The organism is Nonomuraea sp. NPDC050328, from assembly GCF_044459405.1.
GTDB lineage: Bacteria > Actinomycetota > Actinomycetes > Streptosporangiales > Streptosporangiaceae > Nonomuraea.
The window spans coordinates 108,538-129,653 of sequence record NZ_JBITIW010000006.1 but is presented as its reverse complement, the minus strand read 5'-3'; the positions used below and the strand labels follow the sequence as shown (position 1 = coordinate 129,653).

General features: G+C 71.9%; 22 protein-coding genes. 9 read left to right on the top strand and 13 right to left on the bottom strand.

Annotated elements, in window-relative coordinates; genetic code table 11:
- Positions 1-38: 38 nt before the first annotated feature.
- The 3 genes from ACIBG7_RS23285 to ACIBG7_RS23275 all read right to left on the bottom strand — a co-directional run bounded on the left by ACIBG7_RS23285 (position 39) and on the right by ACIBG7_RS23275 (position 2,517).
- Positions 39-710 (bottom strand): ABC transporter permease subunit, encoded by a 672-nt coding sequence (locus ACIBG7_RS23285; RefSeq protein WP_357926652.1) that lies wholly within the window; start codon positions 708-710, stop codon positions 39-41.
- A 31-nt stretch (positions 711-741) separates the two neighbouring features.
- A complete protein-coding gene (locus ACIBG7_RS23280) occupies positions 742-1,416 on the bottom strand; it encodes an ABC transporter permease subunit (protein WP_357926654.1) in 675 nt (224 codons plus the stop codon).
- 69 nt (positions 1,417-1,485) lie between these two features.
- Positions 1,486-2,517, bottom strand: coding sequence for an ATP-binding cassette domain-containing protein (locus tag ACIBG7_RS23275; protein WP_357926656.1), 1,032 nt, complete (start codon positions 2,515-2,517; stop codon positions 1,486-1,488).
- Positions 2,518-2,721: 204 nt separating this feature from the next.
- Here ACIBG7_RS23275 and ACIBG7_RS23270 point away from each other — a divergent pair, with 204 nt between their 5' ends.
- Complete coding sequence (locus tag ACIBG7_RS23270) at positions 2,722-3,999, top strand: hypothetical protein (RefSeq protein ID WP_397337564.1); 1,278 nt, start codon at positions 2,722-2,724, stop codon at positions 3,997-3,999.
- Positions 4,000-4,008: 9 nt separating this feature from the next.
- On the opposite strand, the gene ACIBG7_RS23265 is transcribed toward ACIBG7_RS23270, so the two are convergent.
- The 7 genes from ACIBG7_RS23265 to ACIBG7_RS23235 are packed head-to-tail and all read right to left on the bottom strand — an operon-like array spanning position 4,009 to position 10,827.
- Positions 4,009-4,692, bottom strand: coding sequence for a DUF981 family protein (locus ACIBG7_RS23265; protein WP_397337563.1), 684 nt, complete (start codon positions 4,690-4,692; stop codon positions 4,009-4,011).
- A gap of 50 nt (positions 4,693-4,742) precedes the next feature.
- On the bottom strand, positions 4,743-5,915 hold the full coding sequence (locus ACIBG7_RS23260) for a lipid-transfer protein (protein ID WP_357926665.1): 1,173 nt from the start codon (positions 5,913-5,915) through the stop codon (positions 4,743-4,745).
- On the bottom strand, positions 5,912-6,328 hold the full coding sequence (locus ACIBG7_RS23255) for a MaoC/PaaZ C-terminal domain-containing protein (RefSeq protein ID WP_397337562.1): 417 nt from the start codon (positions 6,326-6,328) through the stop codon (positions 5,912-5,914). Before ACIBG7_RS23255 ends, ACIBG7_RS23260 begins: the two co-directional genes overlap by 4 nt.
- A complete protein-coding gene (locus ACIBG7_RS23250; protein WP_397337561.1) occupies positions 6,328-7,215 on the bottom strand; it encodes a bifunctional MaoC family dehydratase N-terminal/OB-fold nucleic acid binding domain-containing protein in 888 nt (295 codons plus the stop codon). The genes ACIBG7_RS23255 and ACIBG7_RS23250 overlap by 1 nt, the downstream gene beginning before the upstream one ends.
- Entirely contained in the window at positions 7,212-8,366 is a 1,155-nt protein-coding gene (locus ACIBG7_RS23245; RefSeq protein WP_397337560.1) for an acyl-CoA dehydrogenase family protein, read from the bottom strand. Before ACIBG7_RS23245 ends, ACIBG7_RS23250 begins: the two co-directional genes overlap by 4 nt.
- Positions 8,366-9,241 carry an acyl-CoA dehydrogenase family protein gene (locus ACIBG7_RS23240; RefSeq protein ID WP_397337559.1) on the bottom strand — a complete coding sequence of 292 codons (876 nt, stop codon included), beginning with the start codon at positions 9,239-9,241 and terminating at the stop codon, positions 8,366-8,368. Before ACIBG7_RS23240 ends, ACIBG7_RS23245 begins: the two co-directional genes overlap by 1 nt.
- Positions 9,241-10,827, bottom strand: coding sequence for an AMP-binding protein (locus tag ACIBG7_RS23235; RefSeq protein ID WP_397337558.1), 1,587 nt, complete (start codon positions 10,825-10,827; stop codon positions 9,241-9,243). Before ACIBG7_RS23235 ends, ACIBG7_RS23240 begins: the two co-directional genes overlap by 1 nt.
- A gap of 248 nt (positions 10,828-11,075) precedes the next feature.
- Here ACIBG7_RS23235 and ACIBG7_RS23230 point away from each other — a divergent pair, with 248 nt between their 5' ends.
- Positions 11,076-11,660, top strand: a complete 585-nt coding sequence (locus tag ACIBG7_RS23230; RefSeq protein ID WP_357927012.1) for a TetR family transcriptional regulator — start codon at positions 11,076-11,078, stop codon at positions 11,658-11,660.
- Here ACIBG7_RS23230 and ACIBG7_RS23225 read toward each other — a convergent pair.
- On the bottom strand, positions 11,657-12,637 hold the full coding sequence (locus tag ACIBG7_RS23225) for an ABC transporter substrate-binding protein (protein ID WP_357926681.1): 981 nt from the start codon (positions 12,635-12,637) through the stop codon (positions 11,657-11,659). The genes ACIBG7_RS23230 and ACIBG7_RS23225 overlap by 4 nt on opposite strands.
- A gap of 82 nt (positions 12,638-12,719) precedes the next feature.
- On the opposite strand from ACIBG7_RS23225, the gene ACIBG7_RS23220 reads away from it, so the two are divergent.
- The 7 genes from ACIBG7_RS23220 (at position 12,720) to ACIBG7_RS23190 (ending at position 20,319) form a co-directional block, all read left to right on the top strand.
- Complete coding sequence (locus ACIBG7_RS23220; protein ID WP_357926684.1) at positions 12,720-13,712, top strand: iron chelate uptake ABC transporter family permease subunit; 993 nt, start codon at positions 12,720-12,722, stop codon at positions 13,710-13,712.
- A gap of 199 nt (positions 13,713-13,911) precedes the next feature.
- A complete protein-coding gene (locus tag ACIBG7_RS23215) occupies positions 13,912-14,916 on the top strand; it encodes an iron chelate uptake ABC transporter family permease subunit (protein WP_357926687.1) in 1,005 nt (334 codons plus the stop codon).
- Positions 14,917-14,995: 79 nt separating this feature from the next.
- Positions 14,996-15,793 carry an ABC transporter ATP-binding protein gene (locus tag ACIBG7_RS23210; protein WP_357926690.1) on the top strand — a complete coding sequence of 266 codons (798 nt, stop codon included), beginning with the start codon at positions 14,996-14,998 and terminating at the stop codon, positions 15,791-15,793.
- A gap of 128 nt (positions 15,794-15,921) precedes the next feature.
- Positions 15,922-16,854: a sigma-70 family RNA polymerase sigma factor gene (locus ACIBG7_RS23205; protein ID WP_357926692.1), complete on the top strand. Its 933-nt coding sequence runs from the start codon at positions 15,922-15,924 to the stop codon at positions 16,852-16,854.
- Positions 16,855-17,149: 295 nt separating this feature from the next.
- Positions 17,150-18,622 (top strand): steroid 3-ketoacyl-CoA thiolase, encoded by a 1,473-nt coding sequence (locus ACIBG7_RS23200; protein ID WP_397337557.1) that lies wholly within the window; start codon positions 17,150-17,152, stop codon positions 18,620-18,622.
- 35 nt (positions 18,623-18,657) lie between these two features.
- Positions 18,658-19,332, top strand: a complete 675-nt coding sequence (locus ACIBG7_RS23195; RefSeq protein WP_357926698.1) for a FadR/GntR family transcriptional regulator — start codon at positions 18,658-18,660, stop codon at positions 19,330-19,332.
- A 66-nt stretch (positions 19,333-19,398) separates the two neighbouring features.
- Positions 19,399-20,319, top strand: coding sequence for a DNA polymerase ligase N-terminal domain-containing protein (locus ACIBG7_RS23190; RefSeq protein ID WP_357926702.1), 921 nt, complete (start codon positions 19,399-19,401; stop codon positions 20,317-20,319).
- Here ACIBG7_RS23190 and ACIBG7_RS23185 read toward each other — a convergent pair.
- Positions 20,255-20,650 (bottom strand): hypothetical protein, encoded by a 396-nt coding sequence (locus tag ACIBG7_RS23185; protein WP_397337555.1) that lies wholly within the window; start codon positions 20,648-20,650, stop codon positions 20,255-20,257. The two genes, ACIBG7_RS23190 and ACIBG7_RS23185, sit on opposite strands and share 65 nt — an antisense overlap.
- 48 nt (positions 20,651-20,698) lie before the next feature.
- Entirely contained in the window at positions 20,699-21,025 is a 327-nt protein-coding gene (locus ACIBG7_RS23180; RefSeq protein WP_357926707.1) for a hypothetical protein, read from the bottom strand.
- Between the last annotated feature and the right edge of the window lie 91 nt (positions 21,026-21,116).

The following is a 21,116-nucleotide window of genomic DNA, read 5'->3' as shown; positions in this document are numbered from 1 at the left end:
GAACCTATTTCCCTTCTAAGCGGGGGGTATTGCAGAGATTAGCGGATACGAACTCGCTGGCTCACCCCCGGTGAGACCGTCAGCCTCTGGGTGATCGCGAAAACCGACTGCGCGGCCAAGGCGAACAACACGATCAGTACTGAACCACCGACCACCTGGCTGTAATCCCGGGTGGCCAGACCGTCGATGATGTACCTGCCCAGCCCGCCGAGCCCGACGTAGGCCGCGACCGCGGCCGTGGCCACGATCTGGACCGCGGCCAGCCGCAGGCCGAGCAGGATGAGCGGCAGCGCGACCGGCACGAGCACCTTGAGCAGCACCTGCGGGCCACGCAGGCCCATGCCGTACGCGGCGTCACGCAGCTCGGGATCGACGCCGCGGATGCCCTCGAAGGTGTTGACCAGGATGGGCGGTACGGCAAGCGCCACCAGCGGGATCAGCACCGGCCAGATGGAGGCGGTGCCGAGCAGCAGCACCAGCAGCACCAGCAGGCCGAGCGTCGGCAGCGCCCGCGCCAGGTTGGCCGAGACGACCACCAGCAGCCCGCCGCGCCCGGTGTGCCCGACCAGCAGCCCGAGCGGGATGCCGATCAGCGCGGCCAGGGCCAGCGCGACCAGCGAGAACCCGAGGTGCTCGACCAGCCGCTGCGGGATGCCGCTCGAACCGCTCCAGTTGGCCGGATCGGTGAAGAAGTCGATCAACCAGTTCATGCCGGCCTCCGGCCCGCAGCGCCTCGCGTCCTCATGTCGACCTCCGTGCGCGGACCCAGGGGGTGAGCAGGCGCTGGGCGAGCAGGATGAGCCCGTCGGCGACCAGGGCCAGCAGCACGATCAGCACGATCCCGGCGATGGCCGGGGTGTAGAAGTCACGCTGGTAGGCGTCGGTGAAGAAGTTGCCCAGCCCGCCCTGGCCGATCAGCGCGCCCACGCTGACCAGGCTGATGCTGGAGACGGCCACCACGCGCAGCCCGGCCAGCACGACCGGCACGGCGATCGGCAGCTCGACGCCCAGCAGCCGGCGCAGCGGCGTGTAGCCCATCGCGACGGCCGACTGCCGGACGTGGTCGGGCACCGAGCCGAGCCCGTCGACCACGGCGGGAATGAGCACCGCCACCGCGTAGAAGGTGAGCGGGATGATCACCGTGGTCCGCTCGGCCCCGGTGACCGAGAGCAGGATCATGAACAGCGCCAGCGACGGCAACGCGTAGATCGCGTTCATCAGCCCCGCGACCGGCTGGTAGAGCCAGCGCCAGCGCACGCAGGCCAGGCCGAGCGGCAGCGCGACGAGCAGGCCGAGCAGGATGGGCAGCCCGGCCATCACGATGTGCGCGCCGAGCAGGTTGACGATGCTGTTGGGGGTGTCGTTGTCCCAGTTGCTGGCCACCCAGCTCCAGCGGAAGAGCGGTTCCTCGTCCATCAGGCCGGCCCTCCCCCGGGGGTGCGCTCGCCGGCTCGCCGGTCGGCGGCGGCCCGCCGGTCGTGGCGGCTACTCATCGGCGGCCTCCGCCAGCGCGGCTTCGAGGGTCTCCCTGCGGACCACGCCCACCACCCGGCCGTCGCCGTCGACCGCCACCGCGGCGCCCGCCGGGGTCAGCAGGGCGGCGTCGAGCGCCGTGCGCAGCGAGTCGCGGCCCGGCACGAAGGTGCCGTAGGGCTCCAGGGGCCCCGAGCCGTCGGCCCGTGCCCAGCCCGAGGGCCGCCCGTCGGCCATCCGCAGTGTCCACGCCCCAGAGGTATCAGCCGGGTCCGACAGTTCGAGGCCGTCGGTGCCGAAGAACTGCAGCCGCCGGATGCCCCGGTCGCGGCCGAGGAAGTCGCGCACGAAGTCGTCGGCCGGTTCCGACAGCAGGGTCTTGGGGTCGGCGAGCTGCGCCAGCCGCCCGCCGACGCGCAGGACCGCGACCCGGTCGCCCAGCTTGATCGCCTCGTCGATGTCGTGGGTGACGAAGACGATGGTCTTCTGCAGCTCGCTCTGCAGCCGGATCAGCTCGTCCTGGAGCGAGGTGCGCACGATCGGGTCGACCGCGCTGAACGGCTCGTCCATCAGCAGCACCGGCGGGTCGGCGGCCAGGGCGCGGGCCACGCCGACGCGCTGCTGCTGGCCGCCGGAGAGCTGGAAGGGGTAACGCCCGGCCAGCTTGAGGTCGAGGCCGACACGTTCGAGCAGTTCCATCGCGCGGTCGCGGGCCTTCTTGCGGTCCCAGCCGAGCAGGTACGGGACGGTGGCCACGTTGTCCACGATCTTGCGGTGCGGGAAGAGCCCGGCCTGCTGGATCACGTACCCGATGCCGCGCCGCAACTGCGGCGGGTCGATCGTGGTCACGTCGGTGCCGTCCAGCAGGATGCGGCCCTCGGTGGGGTCGATCATCCGGTTGATCATCCGCAGGGAGGTCGTCTTGCCGCAGCCGGACGGGCCGACGAAGACGGTGATCTCGCCGGTGGGCGCCTCCAGCGAGAGCCGGTCCACGGCCACGGTGCCATCGGCGTAGCGCTTGGTGACGGACTCGAATGTGATCATGCGCTACCTCGTCGTTCGTGCTGGGTCATGATCCCTGGTCCACCCTACGGCGATACGGAGGGTTGTGTCCCGTCACCCCTACGTGAAGCGGTTCACCTGTTTTGCTATCAAATAGGCATCCGGTAGTGCGGCAACGCCCACGGAAGCGGCATGATTGGCGACCTACCTTCCTTTCATCGCATCAGCCGCAGAGGATCCGGTCCCGTGATCTCTCAGCTCACCACGCGTACGGAGCTCTACCTCGCGCATGCCCGGGGGCTGTTCGCCTACTGCGCCGACCAGCTCGGCGACCACGGCTCCGCCGCGGACGCCGTGACCGCGGTCCTTTCCAAGGTCGTCGAGCCTCCGCCCCGGGCCGCCCTCTACGCGCTGGCCCGGCGCGAGATCCAGCGCCGCGACGTCGTCTACGCCCCGCCCGTCGTCGATCCCCTGGTCGACCCGCTCTGCTCGCTCATCGAGCGGGCGGTGCGCGACCTGCGCCCGCACCAGCGCGAGGTGCTCGTGCTCTGCGAGGTCTGCGGGCTCGACCGGGTGGAGCTGGCGTGGGTGCTCGACGTCGCCGTCGACACCGCCGACGAGCTGGCCGAGCTCGCGCGCGAGCACTTCCGGCACGCGCTCGACCGGGCCTTCTCCTCGATCGCGGTCCGCCTGGTGACCGACGAGCACCACGCGGTGCGCATGGCGCCCCTCACCGAGATCCTGCGCCGCCTGCCGTGGCCCGCTCCGCCGCCGCTGGCCGAGGCCGCGGGGCCACTGTCCGGTACGGCGGAGCCGCTGTCCGGTACGGCCGAGCCGTACCTGCCGGAGGAGGCCGGCGAGTCGCCGCTGAATCTGTGGCCGCTCACCCCGCGCTGGCCGTTGCCGCTGGCCGAGATCGACCACCTGTCCAGCACCGGCCTGTTCCCGGCCGAGCTGGTGAGTCCGCCCGAGGGGCCGTTCGCGCACGAGGCGGCCACCGCGCCGATGCCCAAGGTGCGGGACCAGCCGTCCCTGGTGCTGGCGGCGCCGGTGCCGGTCAAGCCGTTCGAGGACGTGCGGGCGAAGGTCGAGGAGATCGTCGACAACACCCGCCGGTCGCTCGACCGCAGGGGGACACCCCGGTCCGAGCCGGGTGACGTGCTGGTCGCCGGGGAGCGGGACGACGCCTCGGGCCGGCTCTTCCTGCCCCGCCCGCAACCGCCCGAGCCGGTGTACATCATGCCGCCCGAGCCGGAGACGGCGGAGATCCCCGAGGTCCCGGAGATACCGGAGATACCGGAGGTCGCCGAGACTCCTCGGATCGCGGAGTCCCCCGAGACCCCCCAGACCTCGACGCCCGAGCCCGTGGCGGCGGCCCCCGAAGCGGTCCGGGTGGTGCCGCGGTCGCACCGGCCGATCCCCCGCAAACGACGCGACCGCCACCACGACTGGGCCTGGGAGCTGGCCGGTTTCCTGGCCTGCGTGGCGATCGCGATGGCGGTCTTCTTCAGCCTGCCGAGCTGAAGCGGAGTTCTACATGGTGTTCACGATCAGCCCGATGTGGGTGAAGTAGTTGAGCGCCCCGAAGAGCGTGAACGCCAGCCCGGCCAGCCCCCAGCACCACCCGACGACCTTGGCGAGGCCGCCGCGCCGTACCAGCGCGAAGGGCAGCAGCACCGCACCGACGCCCACCAGGACGTACAGCCCGGAGATGAAGGTGGCCTCCACCAGCGGGTACTCGGCCAGAAGCCCGGAGATGGGCTCCTGCGGCGGCGCGGCGAACAGCGTGTAGGTCCACCCCGCCGCGGCGATGCCGAAGCACGCCAGCCCCATGGCCGCGGCGAACCACGACACCGGCCGGGCCACCGCGACGACGTGACCGGCCAGGTCCACGCTCTCGCGCAGGTCGAGCCCGCGCTTCCACAGGTAGAAGGCGGCGGCCAGGAGCATCACCCCGAAGGCCAGCGACGGCTCGCCGAAGATGATGTTGTCGAACGGGAAGCCCTGCCCGGCCAGCGGCCAGGTGAGCGTCATGTGCAGCCCGGTCGTGGTCAGGATGGTCCCGAGCACGCCGAAGGCGAGCGCGAATCCGGTGAGCCCGTCGGTGCGGCCACGCAGCAGATCCCGGCCCAGCGCGACCATGAGGAGCAGCCCGATACCGGCCGCCACCGCCATGATCGTGTTGTAGGTGGGCATCTGGGTCCAATCGATCTTCACGCCACCAACGTGACCCAGTTCGCCCTGGCCTGCCTGCCGCGACGCCGTACCTAGAGAGAATCTTGACCGGACAGCACCAGCCCGCTCGTCGGGACGCCGGTCCCGGCGGTGACCAGCACGTTCGCCGCGCCGGGCACCTGGTTGACCGAGGTGCCGCGAAGCTGGCGGACCGCCTCGGCGATGCCGTTCATGCCGTGGATGTAGGCCTCGCCGAGCTGGCCGCCGTGCGGGTTGACCGGGAGGCGGCCGTCGAGCTCGATGCCGCCGTCCTTGACGTACTCCTTGGCCTCGCCCCGGCCGCAGAAGCCGAGCTCTTCGAGCTGCATCAGGACGAACGGGGTGAAGTGGTCGTAGAGGATGGCGGTCTGGATGTCGTCCGGGCTCAGGCCCGACCGCTCCCAGAGCTGGCGGCCGACGACCGAGATCTCCGGCAGGCCGCCGAGGTCGTCACGGTAGTAGCTGGTCATCATCTGCTGCCCGGCGCCGGAACCCTGGGCGGCGGCGGTGATCACCGCGGGCGGATGCGGCAGGTCGCGGGCCCGGTCGGCGGAGGTGACCACGACGGCGACCGCGCCGTCGCTCTCCTGGCAGCAGTCGAGCAGGTGCAGCGGCTCGACGATCCAGCGGGAGGCCTGGTGCTCGGCCAGCGTGATCGGGCGGCCGTGGAACCAGGCGGCCGGGTTGGTCGCGGCGTGCCGCCGCATCGCGACCGCCACCCGGCCGAAGTCCTCCGAAAGCGCCCCGGACAGGTGCTGGTAGCGGCGCGCGGTCATCGCCACCCAGGCCGCCGGGGTCATCAGGCCGAAGGGCACGTGCCAGCTCATCTCCAGGCCCTGCGAGGACGGCTCGCCGCCGAGCCCGGCGTCGGGCTGGCCGAAGCGCCGGCCGGAACGCTCGTTGAAGGCGCGGTAGCAGACCACGGTGCGGGCCGCCCCGGTGGCGACGGCCATCGCGGCCTGCATGACGGTGGCGCAGGCCGCGCCGCCGCCGTAGTGCACGCGGGAGAAGAAGGTCAGGTCGCCGATGCCGGTCTCGCGGGCGACCGCGATCTCCTGGTTGGCGTCCTGCGTAAAGGTGACCAGGCCGTCCACGTCCGCCGGGGTCAGCCCCGCGTCCCGCAGCGCCGCCAGGACCGCCTCGGCCGCGAGCTGCAGCTCCGTCCGTCCCGACTGCTTGCTGAACTCGGTGGCGCCGATCCCGGCGATGGCCGCGCGGGCCCTCAACGGGCGGCCCAGGGCAACGCGAAGGTGACCATGCCGGTCGCGTGGTCGCCCAGGCTGACCTTGCCACGCACCTCGACGGTGTAGTCGCCCTCGGCCTGGGAGACCAGCGTGCCGTTGAAGCACAGCCGGTCGCCGGCGTAGGCGGGCACGCCGAGCTTGACGTTGATCCGCTTGATCATGGCTTCGGGGCCCGCCCAGTCGGTGACGTACCGCTCGACCAGCCCCATCGTGGTCAGGATGTTGAGGAAGATGTCCTTGGACCCCTGGGCCCGCGCCGCCTCGACGTCATGGTGCAGCGAGGTGAAGTCCATGGTCGCCAGCGCGGTGGAGACCACCACGGTCGGCGTGAGCTCGATGGCCAGTTCGGGGAGCACCGAACCGATCTCGACCGTTCCGTCGGTCAGCGTTCGCATCACGTCTCCCGTGGTGCCCACATCGGAAGGATCAGTTCTTCGTCCATTGCCCGGAACGTCACGCACAACGACATACCGATACCCACCGCATCCGCCGGGCAGTCCACAATGTTGCCCACAATCCGCACCCCTTCCGGCAGTTCCACCACAGCCACCACAAAGGGCGTCTCCCTTCCCGGAACGGGCGGGTGATGGTGGACGACATAGCTGAAGACCGTGCCCTCGCCCCTGGCGACGACGTGGTCCCGGTTGGCCGAGTGGCAGGCGGGGCACAGGGGGCCCGGCGGGTGCCGCAGCTCCCCGCAGTCGGCGCAGCGCTGGATGCGCAGCTCGCCGGCCCGCACGCCGTCCCAGAAGAACTGGGTGTCCCGGTTGACCGCCGGCCGCAGCGGGTACGGCTCGCGCCGCTCCCGTGGCCGGAACTTGAGGACCCGGAACATCATCTCGCTGACCGGCTCGCCGTCCTCGGCGTACCAGGCGATGGTCCAGGTGACGAAGTAGCCCTCGCCGAGCGCGGTCTTCTTGGGCCCGCTCAGCCCGGTGAAGCGGGTCGCCGGGGCCAGCCGCTCGCCCACCTTCGCGTAGCGGTGGTAGGTCTGGTCGCAGTTGGTGGCCACCACGCCGGTGTAGCCGCGCTCGTCCAGGGCGGCGAGCACGTCGTCCACCGGGCTGCCGGTCTTGTCGCGCTTGAGCCCGGGCATGGTCCAGACCTGCGCCATCGCCGGGGGCGCCACGCCGTCGCGCAGGTAGACCGGGTTGGTGTCGCCCATCGCGTCCAGCCAGTGCCGGATCATGGGCTCGTTGACCGGATCGGCCGCCGGGGCGCCGGGCACCTCCCCGACCGCGGCCTGCTTGGCCGCGAGCTCGGCCAGCTCGTCCGCGCTCATCGGGGCGGCCTCGGCAGGTTGAGCCCGAGCATCGCGATCAGCTCCCGTTGCACCTCGTTGACCCCGCCGCCGAAGGTGAGCACGACCGCCCCCTTCATGCCGTGGTCGAGCCGGTCCATGAACTCGGCGGTCGCCGGGTCGGCCGGGTCGCCGTAACGGGTCAGGATCTCGGCGACCAGCCTGCCCACCTCCTGCATGCGTTCCGAGCCGTAGATCTTGGTCGCCGAGGCGTCGGGCGCGCCCAGCCAGCCGAGGTCCATCGAGGCGGCGACCTGCCAGTTGAGCAGCTCGTTGGTGCGGAAGCAGGCGTGGATGCGGCCGATCGCCCGCCGTACGTCCGGATGGTCCAGCAGGTTCGCCGCACGGGCCCAGGCGACGAAGCGGTCGTAGGTCTGGGCGATGTTCCCGGCCGGGCCGAGCGTCACGCGCTCGTGGTTGAGCTGGTTGACGATCAGGTCCCAGCCCTTGCCGACCTCGCCGACCACCATCGACACCGGGACGCGGACGTCCTGGTAGTAGGTGGAGTTGGTGTGGTGGCGGCCGTCCATGGTGACGATCGGCGTCCAGGAGTAGCCCGGGTCGGCGCAGTCGACGATCATCATGGTGATGCCGCGGTGCTTCTTGGCCTCGGGGTCGGTGCGCGCGGCGAGCCAGACGTACTGCGCGTAGTGGGCGCCGCTGGTGAAGATCTTCTGCCCGTTGACGACGTAGTGGTCGCCGTCCAGGGTCGCGGTGGTGCGTAAGGAGGCCAGGTCGGTGCCGGCCTCCGGCTCGCTGTAGCCGATCGCGAAGTGGCACTCCCCCGCCAGGATGCGCGGCAGAAAGAACGCCTTCTGCTCCGCGGTGCCGTACTGCATGAGCGTCGGGCCCACGGTCTGCAGGGTGATGATCGGGTACGGCACGCCGGCCCGGGCGATCTCGTTGGCGAAGATCTGCTGCTCCACCGGGCCGAACCCGCCTCCGCCGTACTCCACGGGCCAGCCCACGCCGAGCTTGCGGTCCTGGCCGAGGCGGCGGCAGTGCGCCATGTAGGCGGTGCCGAACGGGTCGTTCGCGATCTCGGCGCGCTGCTCGGCGGTGAGGCAGGCGGCGAAGTACTCGCGCAGCTCGGCGCGGAGCGCCTTCTGCTCGGGAGTGAGGTCGATCAGCATCAGGCGAGCGCTCCCATCCGGTCGAGCTGGGCGTCGGCGCCTCCGGTGAGGTGCGTGAGCTGTTTGGCCTGCGCGAAGTAGCGGTGCAGCGGGTAGGTGACGTCGAGGCCGAGGCCGCCGTGCAGGTGCTGGCAGGTGTACAGGGCGCGGAAGGCCTCGCTGACGTGGAAGGCGGCCAGCGCGGCGTCGCGCGGGTCGCCGCCCCAGGCCGCCGCCCAGAGCGCCACGTCGAGGGCGCGCGAGGCGACGTAGACGTCGGCGATCTGCATGGTGACCGCCTGGAACTCGGCGAGCGCGCGGCCGAACTGGCGCCGGGTCCTGATGTGCTCGGTGGTCAGCTCCAGCGCCCCGGCCAGGACACCGCTCGCCTGCGCGGCGGCGGCGACGAGCACCAGGTCGCGGACGCGTTCGGCGTCGTCGCCCAGGCGCTCGCCCGAGGCGTAGGCGACGGTCGCGGCCGGTTCGCCGGTGGAGGTGAACTCCGGGACGCTCGTCCACTCGCCGACCAGCAGGACCTCCTGGTCGGTGGCGACCACGAGGTGGTCGGCCTGCGCGGCGTACGGCACGCTGCTCGCCCGGCCGTCCGTGCCCCGGGTGGCCACGGTGACCAGGCCGTCGACCGTCCGGCCGTATCCGGCGAGGGCGAGGGTGCCGGCGAGGTGCGGCAACATCGGCAGCGGGGCGGCCCGGGCGCCGACCTCGCGCAGGACCACCGCCAGCTCGACCGCGCCGAGCGCGGACCCGGCCGGTTCCGGCGCGCAGATCTCGGTCAGGCCGGCCTCGCGCAGCGCGGGCCAGGCGTCGGTCTCCGCCGCGAGGATCTCGCGGGCCAGCTTGCGCAGGTCGCTTTGGGTCTCGTCCAGGCTGAAGTCCACTAGCCCCCCAGGTGGTGTCGGCGGCCGTGCCGTACGAACTCGGCCTCGATGTCGCGGCGGTCGGCGTCGGTGAGCGGGCGGAAGCCGGTACGGCCGGGCCGCCACCAGACCTCGTCGGCGGTCAGCCACGCCTCCTCGGCCAGCAGCCGCTTGACGACCTTGTGCGAGGGCGTCTGCGGCAGCCGCTCGGCCAGGCGGAGATAGCGCGGTACGGCTTTCGCGCCGAGGTCCGGCCGCCGGGCGAGGAAGTCCTGGAAGGCGTCCGGGTCGAACGGCCCGGCCAGCACGAGGGCGGCCATGACCTGGTCACCGGCGGCGGCGTCGGGCACGGGGTAGACCGCCGCCTCGACCACGCCGGGAAACTCCCGCAACACCGCCTCCACCGGGGCCACCGCCAGGTTCTCGCCGTCCACCCGCAACCGTTCCGTACCCCGTCCGGCGAAGTAGACGTAGCCGTCGGCGTCGGCGTAGGCCAGGTCGCCCGACCAGAACGCGCCGTCGCGGATTCGCTCGCGGTCGGCCTCGGGGTCGGCGTAGTAGCCGTCGAACAGGCCCAGGCCCGTGGTGTTGACCAGCTCGCCGATCGCCTCGTCCGGGTTGGCCAGCCGGCCCCGCTCAAAGCGCGCGGGCTCGCGGCGGGCCCCGGTGGCCGGGTCGAGGATCTCGACGCCCTCGGGCAGCCGGCCCAGGCTGCCGGGCGGCCCGGCCGGGTCGGGGGTGATCGAGACTGCGGTCTCGGTCGAGCCGAAGGCGTCGATCACGAAGCAGCCGAAGCGCTCGCCGAACCGGCGGACCGCCACCGCGCTGCCCTCGTTGCCGAAGACCAGCTTGAGCGGGTTGTCGGCGTCGTCCGGCCGTTCCGGCGTGGCCAGGACGTAGGACAGGGCCTTGCCGACGTAGTGCAGGTAGGTGCAGCCGTGCTCGCGCACCTCCGGCAGCACCGCCGAGGCCGAGAAGCGCCTACGCACCACCAGCGTGGCGCCCGAGGCGACCGCCGGGGCGTAGGCGGCCATGAGCGCGCCGGAGTGGAAGAGCGGCATCGCGCAGTAGACGGCGTCGTCGGGGGTGAGCAGCGCGCCCAGGCTCGCGCCGGGGACGGCGAGCTTGCGCTGGGTGATCCGGACGGCCCGCGGTCGGCCCGTGGTGCCGGAGGTGAAGATCAGCATGACCAGGTCGCCCGCGGGCTCGGGGGCGGGCTTGGCCGGTCCTTCGCCGTCGCTCGGAAGGGCTAGCGCGGCGGCCACCGATCGGGCGGCCTCGCCGTACGGGTCCTCGGCGACCAGGAGTCCCACGTGGGTGGCGGCGGCGTCGCGGGCCAGCTCGGCGGGCGAGCGGGTGGGGTTGAGCGCCACCACCACGTGCCCGCTCAGCGCGGCGGCGCCGACGAGGAACAGCAGTTCGGGCCCGTTGTCCAGGAGCACGCCGACGTGCAGGGAGCCGCCGGGCGCGGCGGCGTCGAGCCGGGCGGCGCGTTCCCGGCAACCGGCCACGTACTCGCGCCAGGTCCAGGTCCGGCCCTCGAAGCGCAGGCCGGGCCGGTCGTCGCCGGCACGGGCGGCCAGGAGGTCGGCGAACCGCTCGCCCATCCGCTACCTCCACCAAGCGCTCGGTCAACACCTGGAAAACTAGAACAGATTCTAGACGGCGTCCAGAGGGCACCCTGAGCGTCAAGTCAGGAAATATCCTGATTACCCGGAAGACATGGGTGGATGGCACTCCTTAGTGACTGGCCAGTAACAAGCGGGGATCCGGAACCATCAGATAACGTGTTCTCATGCGCACCCCCGCAACGGCGGCCACCACCCCGGTCCCGCCGTCCCCCGGCGAGGGCGAGATGGAGAGCGACCCGCACTCCGGCGCCTCCGGCGCCCGCACCCGCAGCCAGCACCAGCGCCGCAAGCGCATCGTCCAGGCGGCCGCGGCCCTCGCCTCCCGCGGCGGCGTCGAGGCCATGCAGATGCGCACCGTCGCCGAGCGCGCCGGAGTCGCCCTCGGCACCCTCTACCGCTACTTCCCCTCCAAGATGGACCTCGTCGTCGCGGTCGTCGGCGAGGAGATCGACCTGCTGGAGAGCTCGATCGAGCGCCGGCCGCCGAGCGCGACGACCGCCTCGGGCCGCGCCGTCGACGTGCTCATGCGGGCCACCCGCGGGCTGATGCGCGAGCCCGAACTGGCCGACGCGCTCATCCGGTCCCTGATCATGGCCGAGGTCGAGACGCCGTTCGGCGACCGCATGGCCGGGCTGCTGCTGCGCGTCTCCGGCCGGGCCGTGGCCACCGACGAGGAGCACGCGCTGGCCGGCTCGCTGTCCAGCGTCTGGGTGCACGAGCTGCTGGAGATGCTGCGCGGGCGGCGGACCTACGAGCAGATCCAGCACCGGATCGAGATCGCCGCCACGCGCCTGCTGGCCGACTTCTAGGCCAGCTTGCCGAGGTTGGCCACCAGCTCCTCGACCTGCCCGGCGTAGCCCTGGTAGCTGAACCGGGTCTCGGCCCGCCAGGGGTAGATGTGCCCGGCCTTGACCGCGGGGAGCTTGGTCCAGGTCGGCTTCTTGGCGTACTCCTCCAGCTTCATCGACTGCGCCCGGGCGTCCACGAAGATCGCGTCGGCCTCGTACTTGTCGACGTTCTCCCAGCTCAGCGTCTCGAAGTAGCCGGCGTCGTCCACCTTCTCCGGCTCGATGATCTCCAGGCCCTTCGAGACCAGGTACTTCTGGTCGGGGAACTCCGACGGCTTGCACACCCAGAAGCCGTCCGGCGAGCCGGCGCAGAACAGCAGCCTCCGCTTGGTCTTGGCCGCCTCGACGAGGGCGGTCTCGGCGGCCTGGAAACGGGCCTGGGCCTGGGCGTCGATCGCGCCGCCCAGCGCCACGGCCAGCTCGCCGTACCGGCGGATCAGCTCGTCGCCCGCCTTGCCCTGCTGCGCGATGCCGAGCGTCGGGGCGACCTGGGCGATGGCGTCCTTCGACTTCTCCGGCACGTACCAGAGCTGGTCCTTGACGTACATGCCGGCGACCAGCAGCTCGGGCTGGAGGGAGATGTACTTCTCCAGGTTGAACTCGTCCCAGACGTTGCCGATCGTCTCGACCTTGCTGACGTCGATGTCGCCGGCCTCGGGGTCCTTGGCGCCGTCCTTGAGGCGGTGCGGGCCGAAGACGCCCAGCGGGCGCACGCCGAAGTCCCAGAGCGTGGCCGCGGCGCTGACCTGGGCGATCACCCGGGTGGGCCGCTTCGGCAGGCTGATCGTCTTGCCCCGGTCGTCGGTAAAGGTCCAGCCGCCGGCCGAGCCGGAGGGCTGGGGCGCCGCCTGGGAGGACTGCGGCTTGCTCTGGCCGCATGCCGACAGCAGCGCCAGAGCGCCGCCGCCGAGCAGTAGCTGCCTGCGGGATACGGGCATGGGGGGCTCCTAAGGTAAGCCTTGCCTCATTAGGTCACCTTTAGGTTAGCCTTGCCTAAATGTGGCTGACGAGAGAGGTCCTGTGAAAGCCAAGCCCCTCGGGCTGCTCGGGGTGGCCGTCCTGCTGCTCCTGGCGGTGACGGCCAGCATCGTGTACGGCGCGCGTCCCGTGCCGCTGCAGACGGTGTTCGACGTGCTCACCACCCCCGGCGACACCGCCGAGCACACCGTCGTGCTGGACGTACGGCTCCCGCGCACCCTCCTCGGCCTCGCCGTCGGCACCGCCCTGGGGCTGGCCGGCGCGCTGATGCAGAGCCTCACCCGCAACCCGCTCGCCGACCCGGGACTGCTGGGCGTCAACCAGGGGGCCGCGCTGGGCGCGACGGTCGCGCTCTTCGCGCTCGGCATCACCGACCCCGCCGGGTACGTCTGGTTCGCCTTCGCCGGGGCGGCGCTGGCCGCGGTCGCCGTCTACGCCCTCGGGGCCGCCGGGCGCGCGGGGGCGAGCCCGGTGCGGCTCACCCTGGCCGGCGTCGCCTTCGGCATGGTCTGCACCGCTTTGTGCCAGGCGTTGCTCCGGATGGACGCCCAGGTGTTCGACCGCATGCGCTTCTGGCTCACCGGCTCGCTGTCCGCCCAGACCCCGGACGTGCTGACCCGGCTGGCGCCCTTCCTCATCGTCGGCGTCGTGCTGGGGCTGAGCCTGGCCCGGCCGCTCAACGCCCTGGCGCTCGGGGACGAGGCGGGGGCGGCGCTGGGTGCCTCCCTCGGGCGGACCCGGCTGCTCACCGCGGTCGCGGTCACCCTGCTGTGCGGGTCGGCCACCGCGCTGGCGGGGCCGCTCTGGTTCGTGGGGCTGGCCGTACCGCATGCCGTACGGGCCTTGGTGGGGCCGGACCTGCGCTGGCTCCTGCCGTACTGCGCGCTGGCCGCGCCCGCCCTGCTCCTGGCCGCCGACGTCGCCGGGCGTCTGATCGCCCGGCCGGGCGAGGTCCAGGTCGGCATCATGTGCGCCGCCCTCGGCGCGCCCATCCTGATGTTCCTCGCCCGCCGCGGAAAGCGAGCCGCCGTATGAACCGGGCCCTCAGGAATTCGGCGAGCGGCGGCAGGAACTGGCCGCTCCGGAGTTTGGCGGGCGGCGGCATGAACCGGGCCCTCAGGAGTTTGGCGAGCGGCCGCATGAAGCGGGCCCTCCGGGATTCGTTGCTGCGGAAGGCGGGCGGCCGGGCGACTGGTGTGCCGGCGTCGACCGGGTCGGGGAAGCGAGCCGCCGCATGATCGTCCGTTTCGGTCCCTGGTCGGTACGGCTGGCGCCGCGGGCGGTGGTCGTGACGCTCGCGCTGCTCCTGCTGGCGGCGGCGGTCAGCGCCCTGGCCCTGTCCACCGGCGAGATCACCGTGCCGATCCCCGACATCCTCGCCGCGCTGACCGGCGAGGGCAGCCCCATCGCCGAGCTGATCGTGGCCAACCTCCGCGCCCCGCGCCTGGTCACCGGCCTCCTGGTCGGCGCGGCCTTCGGCCTCGGCGGGGCGATCTTCCAGAGCCTCACCCGCAACCCCCTGGGCAGCCCCGACGTGATCGGCCTGACCGCGGGCGCCTCCACGGGCGGCATCCTCATGGTCGTCGCCGGCGGCGCCGCCTGGCAGATCGCGGCCGGGTCGCTGCTGGGCTGCCTGCTCAGCGCCGCGCTCATCTACGCCGTCGCCTACCGAGGCGGCGTGGCGGGACATCGGCTGGTCCTGGTCGGCATCGGCGCGGGCGCGTTGTTGCTGGCGGTCGACTCCTACCTGCTGACCAGGGCCAACCTCAACGACGCGGCCAACGCGGGCGCCTGGCTGACCGGCAGCCTGAGCGGGCGGGGCTGGGACCACGCGATCCCGATGGGCCTGGCGCTTGCCGTACTGCTCCCGGTGTGCGCGGTGCTGGCCAGGCCGTTGCGGATGATGGAGATGGGCGACGACGCCGCCCGCGCGGCCGGCATCCGCGTGGAGCGGGTGCGGGGGGCCGCGCTGGTCGCCGGCGTCCTGCTGGCCGGGGCGGCGACCGCCGCGGCCGGGCCGGTCATGTTCGTCGCGCTGGCCGCGCCTCAGCTCGCCCGGCGGATGACGCGCGGCGCCGGCCTCAGCCTGCCCGCCTCCGCGCTCACCGGGGCCGTGCTGCTCGCCCTGTCCGACCTGATCGCCATGCGCGTGATCGCGCCCTCCGAACTGCCGGTCGGCGTGGTGACCGCCGCGCTCGGCGGCGCCTACCTCGCCTTCCTCCTCCGAAGGGACCGCTGATGCCCGGCCCGACCCGAAGGGACCGCTGATGCCTGGCCCGACCGGATCCGACCGCACCTTCCGAAGGGACCGCTGACCGATGGCTCGCTTGACCGGATCCGACCTCACCCTCGCCTACGACCGCCGGGTCATCACCACGGGCCTGGACGTCACCATCCCCGACGGCTCCTTCACCGTGATCATCGGCCCGAACGCCTGCGGCAAGTCCACCCTGCTGCGCGCCCTGGCCAGGATGCTGAAGCCGAAGGCCGGCGCGGTCCACCTCGACGGCGCGCTGATCACCTCCCTGCCCAGCAAGGAGGTCGCCCGCCGGCTCGGCCTGCTGCCGCAGACCTCGATCGTGCCGGACGGCATCACCGTCGCCGACCTCGTGGCCCGCGGACGCTACCCGCACCAGCGGCTGATGCGGCAGTGGTCCAAGGCCGACGAGAGCGCCGTCGCCTCGGCCATGGCCGCCACCGACGTCACCGACCTGGCCGCCCGCTCGGTCGACGAGCTCTCCGGCGGCCAGCGCCAGCGCGTGTGGCTGGCGATGGCGCTGGCGCAGGAGACCCCGATCCTCCTGCTCGACGAGCCCACCACCTTCCTGGACATCGCCCACCAGATCGAGGTCCTCGACCTGTGCGCCGGGCTGCACGAGCAGGGCCGGACCCTGGTCGCCGTCCTGCACGACCTGAACCAGGCCTGCCGCTACGCCGACCACCTGATCGTCATGCGCGACGGCCGCATCCTCGCCGAGGGCGAGCCGGGCTCGATCATGACCGCCGACCTGGTCCGCGAGGTCTTCGGGCTGCGTTGCGAGATCATCCCCGACCCGCAGACCGGCACCCCGCTGGTCGTCCCCGAGGCCCGCCGCCGCCCGGCCCGCACGCACTGACCGCCCTTCCGACGGAACCCTTACCGCGGCGGTCGGTGCCGCCGCCGGGAAACCCGAGGTCGAAGGTCGTTTTCCCGAACGCAGGGTGCGGCACGAAATTGTCGGTGGCCTGGCATATACATGGAGGCATGACGGACAACGAGGAGTTCCTTCGTCTGGCCGACCCGTTGCGGCGCGAGCTGATCGCGCACTGCTACCGCATGACGGGTTCCGTTCATGACGCCGAGGACCTGGTCCAGGAGACCTACCTGCGGGCCTGGAAGGCCTATGAGAAGTTCGACGGCCGCGCCTCCGTGCGCACGTGGATGTACAAGATCGCCACGAACACCTGCCTGACCGCGCTCGACAGCCGCCAGCGCCGCCCGATGCCGACCGGCCTGGGAGCGCCCAGCGCCGATCCCAGCGACGAGCTGGTCACCCGGGAGGTGCCGTGGCTGGAGCCGCTGCCCGACTCCATGGTCGATCCCGCCAACGTCGCGACCTCGCGCTCCTCGCTGCGGCTGGCGCTGATGGCCGCGCTCCAGCACCTTCCGGCCCGCCAGCGGGCGGTCCTGGTGCTGCGCGAGGTGCTGCAGTGGAAGGCGGCCGAGACCGCCGAGGTGCTCGGCACCACCACCGTCGCGGTCAACAGCATGCTGCAGCGCGCCAAGGCGCAGCTGGAGCAGGCGGGCTTGCGTGAGGAGGAGCTCGCCGAGCCGTCCGCGCAGGAGCGCAAGGAGATCCTCGACCGCTACGTCAAGGCGTTCGAGGACTACGACGTCGCCGCGATCGTGGAGCTGTTCACGCAGGACGCGGTCTGGGAGATGCCGCCCTTCGAGGGCTGGTACCAAGGCCCGGAGGACATCGTCCGGCTCATCACCACGTGGTGCCCGGCGAAGGTTCCCGGCGACCTGCGGCTCATCCCGACCGAGGCCAACGGCCAGGCGGCCTTCGGCATGTACTTCAAGGGCGAGCCGTTCGCCATCCCGGTGCTCACCCTGTCGGGCGACCGGGTCAGCCACGTGAGCCAGTTCTTCGACCTGAGCCTCTTCAAGACCTTCGGCCTGCCCGACCACCTCTAACCGGCCCACCTCCGACCGGCCCACCTCGGACCGGCCCACCTCGGACCGGCCCGCGTCCGACCGTCTCCCATCGGCCGAACCACCTCTGACCGGACCACTCCGAGAGTGACGCGGGTGAGCCCCCTCGCCCGCGGGGGCCGACGGCGGGGCCTTCGCGGGCGTGTTCTCCCTCTTCGGCGGCGGGGTGGGCGAAACGGGCCGAACCGTCTCTGTCCCGACCATCCCTGACCGGCCTCCCTAGTCCTCCCCAAGGAGTCTCTAGCCGAGCTAACTAGAACACGTTACATTCACGGTCATGGGCACCCCCGTGATCGTCGAAGCCGTCCGGACCCCCATCGGCAAGCGCAACGGCTGGCTGGCGGAGCTGAAACCGCAACAGGTTCTGGCTGCCGCGCTCACCGGCCTGTTCGAGCGGTCCGGCGTCGATCCGGCCGTGGTCGACCAGGTGTTCGCGGGCTGTGTCACCCAGGCCGGGGAACAGGGCAACCACATCGGCCGGTACTCCTGGCTGTATGCCGGCCTTCCGTACCAAACCGGGGTGACCACGATCGACGCCCAGTGCGGCTCCTCCCAGCAGGCGGTCCACCTGGTGGCGGCGCTCATCCAGGCCGGGGTCATCGAGGTCGGGGTGGCCTGTGGCGTGGAGGTGATGAGCCGGGCGCCACTCGGTAGCAACGTACGGCCTGCGAACCCCAAGCCGGATGACTGGTCGCTGGACCTGCCTGACCAGTTCACCGCCGCCGAACGTATCGCCCGGCGCCGTGGGCTGACCCGGGAGCGCCTCGACTGGCTGGGCGCCCGCTCCCAACGCCTGGCCGCCAAGGCCTGGGCGGACGGCCGCTTCGACCGCGAGATCATCCCGCTCACCGTCCCGACCAGCCCAGCCACCACCTCGGCCACCACTCCGACCTCCGCCTCACCCGTCTCGCCGACCACCCGCCCTCCCACCCCACCGACCCCCGGGGACCCCGAGGGAGGTGCCGGGGACCAAGGTGCCCAGGCTCCCGGTGGCCGGGGGGATGTCCGGGCCGCTGGGGTGGACGAAGGCGGCCGGGGGGAAGTCCGGGCCGCTGGGGTGGGCGAAGGTGTCCGAGGTGCCTGGGCAGTGGGGGGCGGCGGGGCAGCCGAAAGGGGCGGAAGTGTGGGAGGTGGCGGGGCAGCCGAAAGCGGCGGGACTGCGGGAGGTGGTGGGGCTGCCGGAAGGGGCGGGCACAGGGAAGACATGCGGCAGGTGCGGCGGGATCAGGGGTTGCGGGAGACCTCGGAGGCGGGGCTGGCGGGGTTGAAGGCGGTGGTGCCGGGTGGGTTGCACACGGCGGGGACGTCGTCGCAGATCTCGGATGGGGCGGCCGCGGTGCTGCTGATGAGTGAGGAGGCCGCGGCGAGGTACGGCAAGCGCCCCCGGGCCCGGATCCTGGCTCAGGCATTGGTCGGAGCGGAGCCGTACTACCACCTGGACGGCCCGGCGGAGGCCACCAGCCGGGTGCTACGCACGTCCGGCCTGACGATAAGCGACATCGAGCTGTTCGAGGTGAACGAGGCGTTCGCGGCGGTGGTCCTGTCCTGGGCCCAGGTGCACGCCCCCGACTTCGACCGCGTGAACGTGAACGGCGGCGCCATCGCACTCGGCCACCCGGTCGGCGCAACCGGCGCCCGACTGGTGACCACGGCCCTGCACGAGCTCGAACGGTCCGGAAAGGGCACCGCGCTGATCTCGATGTGCGCCGGGGGCGCGCTCGCTACCGCCACCGTCCTCGAGAGGGTCTAGACTCCAAGACATCCGATGTCTAGAAGGAGTCCGGCGTGGCCGTCACAGACGCTGCGATCGACAAGATCAAGCAGATGATCCTCTCCGGCGAACTCGCGCCGGGCGCCAGGTTGCCCAAGGAGGCTGACCTGGCCGAACACCTGGGCCTGTCACGTAACTCGCTCCGGGAGGCGGTCCGCGCACTGGCGCTGATCAACGTGCTCGACGTCCGCCAGGGCGACGGCACCTACGTGACCAGCCTGGAGCCGGGCCTCCTGCTCGACACCCTGTCCTTCGTGCTCGACCTGCACCGAGACGACAGCGTCATCCAGTTCTTCGAGGTGCGCCGCATCCTGGAGCCGGCCGCCACCGCGATGGCCACCGAGCTGATGACCGACGAGGACATCGCCGAGCTGGGCGCCATCCTCGACTCCCTGCCGGAGGAGCCGACCATCGAGGAGCTCGTCGACAACGACCTGAAGTTCCACCACCGGATCGCGCGCGGCTCGGGCAACAGCGTGTTGTGCTCGTTCATCGAGAGCCTGGCCGGGCCGACCCAGCGGGCCCGCGTGTGGCGGGGCCTGACGCAGGAGGGCGCGCTGACCAAGACGCGGGAGCAGCACACCGCGATCTACGAGGCCATCGCCGCCCGGCAGCCCGACGTGGCGCGTTCGTGGGCGACGGTGCACGTCGCCGGCATAGAGGCCTGGCTGCGCAAGGCCCTCGACTGACCTTCCCTTCCGCGGCGCCCGTCACGCTCCGCCATACGTGCGTGCTCTGCGGGTACAACTCCGGTCATGCTCGACCGATACCGGGACAAGCGCGATGCCAGCCGTACCCCCGAGCCTTTCGGCGAACCCCGGCCGGGCTCGGACGACAGCTTCGTCATCCACGAGCACCACGCCCGCTCCCTGCACTGGGACCTGCGCCTCGAACGGGCCGGGGTGCTGGCCTCCTGGGCGATTCCCAAGGGGCTGCCGCCCGACCCCAAGGTCAACCATCTGGCCGTGCACACCGAGGACCACCCGATGGAGTACGCGACCTTCGAGGGCGAGATCCCGCAGGGCGAGTACGGCGGCGGCGCGATGTCGATCTGGGACCGGGGCACCTACGAGACCGAGAAGTGGACCGACCGCGAGGTCAAGATCGTGCTGCACGGGGAGCGCGCGTCGGGGCGGTTCGTGCTCTTCCAGACCGACGGCAAGAACTGGATGATCCACCGGATGGATCCGGCCACCCGCGATCCTCTGCCGCCCGCCGAGCCCATGCTCGCGATGCGGCGGTCGCGGGCGCCCAAGGACTTGTCGCGGTACGCGGCCGAGTTCGCCTGGGGCGGCCGGCGCACGATCGCCACCATCGACGGCGGCCGGACTAACGTGAAGCTCCTGCGCCCGCTGGCCGAGCGGTTCGGCAGCCGCGCGGCGATGCTGGACGGGGAGCTGGTGACGCTGCAGGGGGTGGAGGTCTTCGTCTGTTTCGACGTGCTCTACGACGACGGCGTGAGCCTGGTCGGCGAGCCGTACACCCGGCGGCGCGAGCTGCTGGAGGAGCTGGACGTGTCGGGTCCCCGCTGGCTCACCGCCCCGGCGTGGGCCGGGGAGTTCGCGGCGGTCCGGCAGGCCGCCCGCGAGCAGCGCCTGCCCGGCGTCGTCCTCAAGCGCCTGGATTCCCCGTACGTCCCGGGCGAGTCGAAGCACTGGCTCCATCTGCCGAGCTGACCGGCTCGTCCACGAACTCGCCGAGCAGGCGCAGCTCGAAGGTCTCCTCCAGCTCCAGCAACGCCTCCGGCGGCACGTGCCCGGCCGGGTAGGTGAGGTTGAGCCAGATGAGCGGCAGGACGCCACCGGTGCCGGCGAGGGCCCGCACCGGGTCGATCAGTTCCTGCTCCAGCTCCGATTCCCGGCTGAAGGCCGCGGCCCGGAAGCGGAGGTCGGGGTGGCGGTCGGTCAGGGCTCGGAGGTGGTCGCGCATCCGCAGCAGGATCTCGTAGTCGGCCGCACGGTCCCCCGTGCAGCGCGTGCTCACGTACTCGCGGCAGGCCAACGGCATAGCTGAGGATAACGGGCGCCCCTGCCAGGCCGGGGCGCCCGTGGACGGTCAGCGGGTGCCGGTGCAGGTGAGGGCGTCGGAGGCGGCCCGGCTGGCGGAGGTGATGGTCACGCCGGGCATGAGGTGGGCACACGCGGCCATGGGACTGCCCGCGCCCACGAACTGGAAGCCGCCGCCCCACTTGGAGGCGTAGCAGTTAAGGCCGTAGACCTCGTAGAAGCCGATCCAGGCCGTGGAGTTGACCTGGGAGCTGCAGTACCCGCCGATGCTGAGCGGGCCGTGGGTGGCGGTGACGGTGTCGGCGTGGGCGGCTGTGGGCAGTGCTAGGGCGGTGAGCGCCCCGGCGGCGAGCAGGGTGAGGATCCGGCGCTTCATGCTGCCTCCCTGGGGGTTGTTGATCAGATTGTTAAATAGGAAACTTTCCTAAGCAATATCTGTCGCACCCCAGGTCGGCGCTATTTTCCTT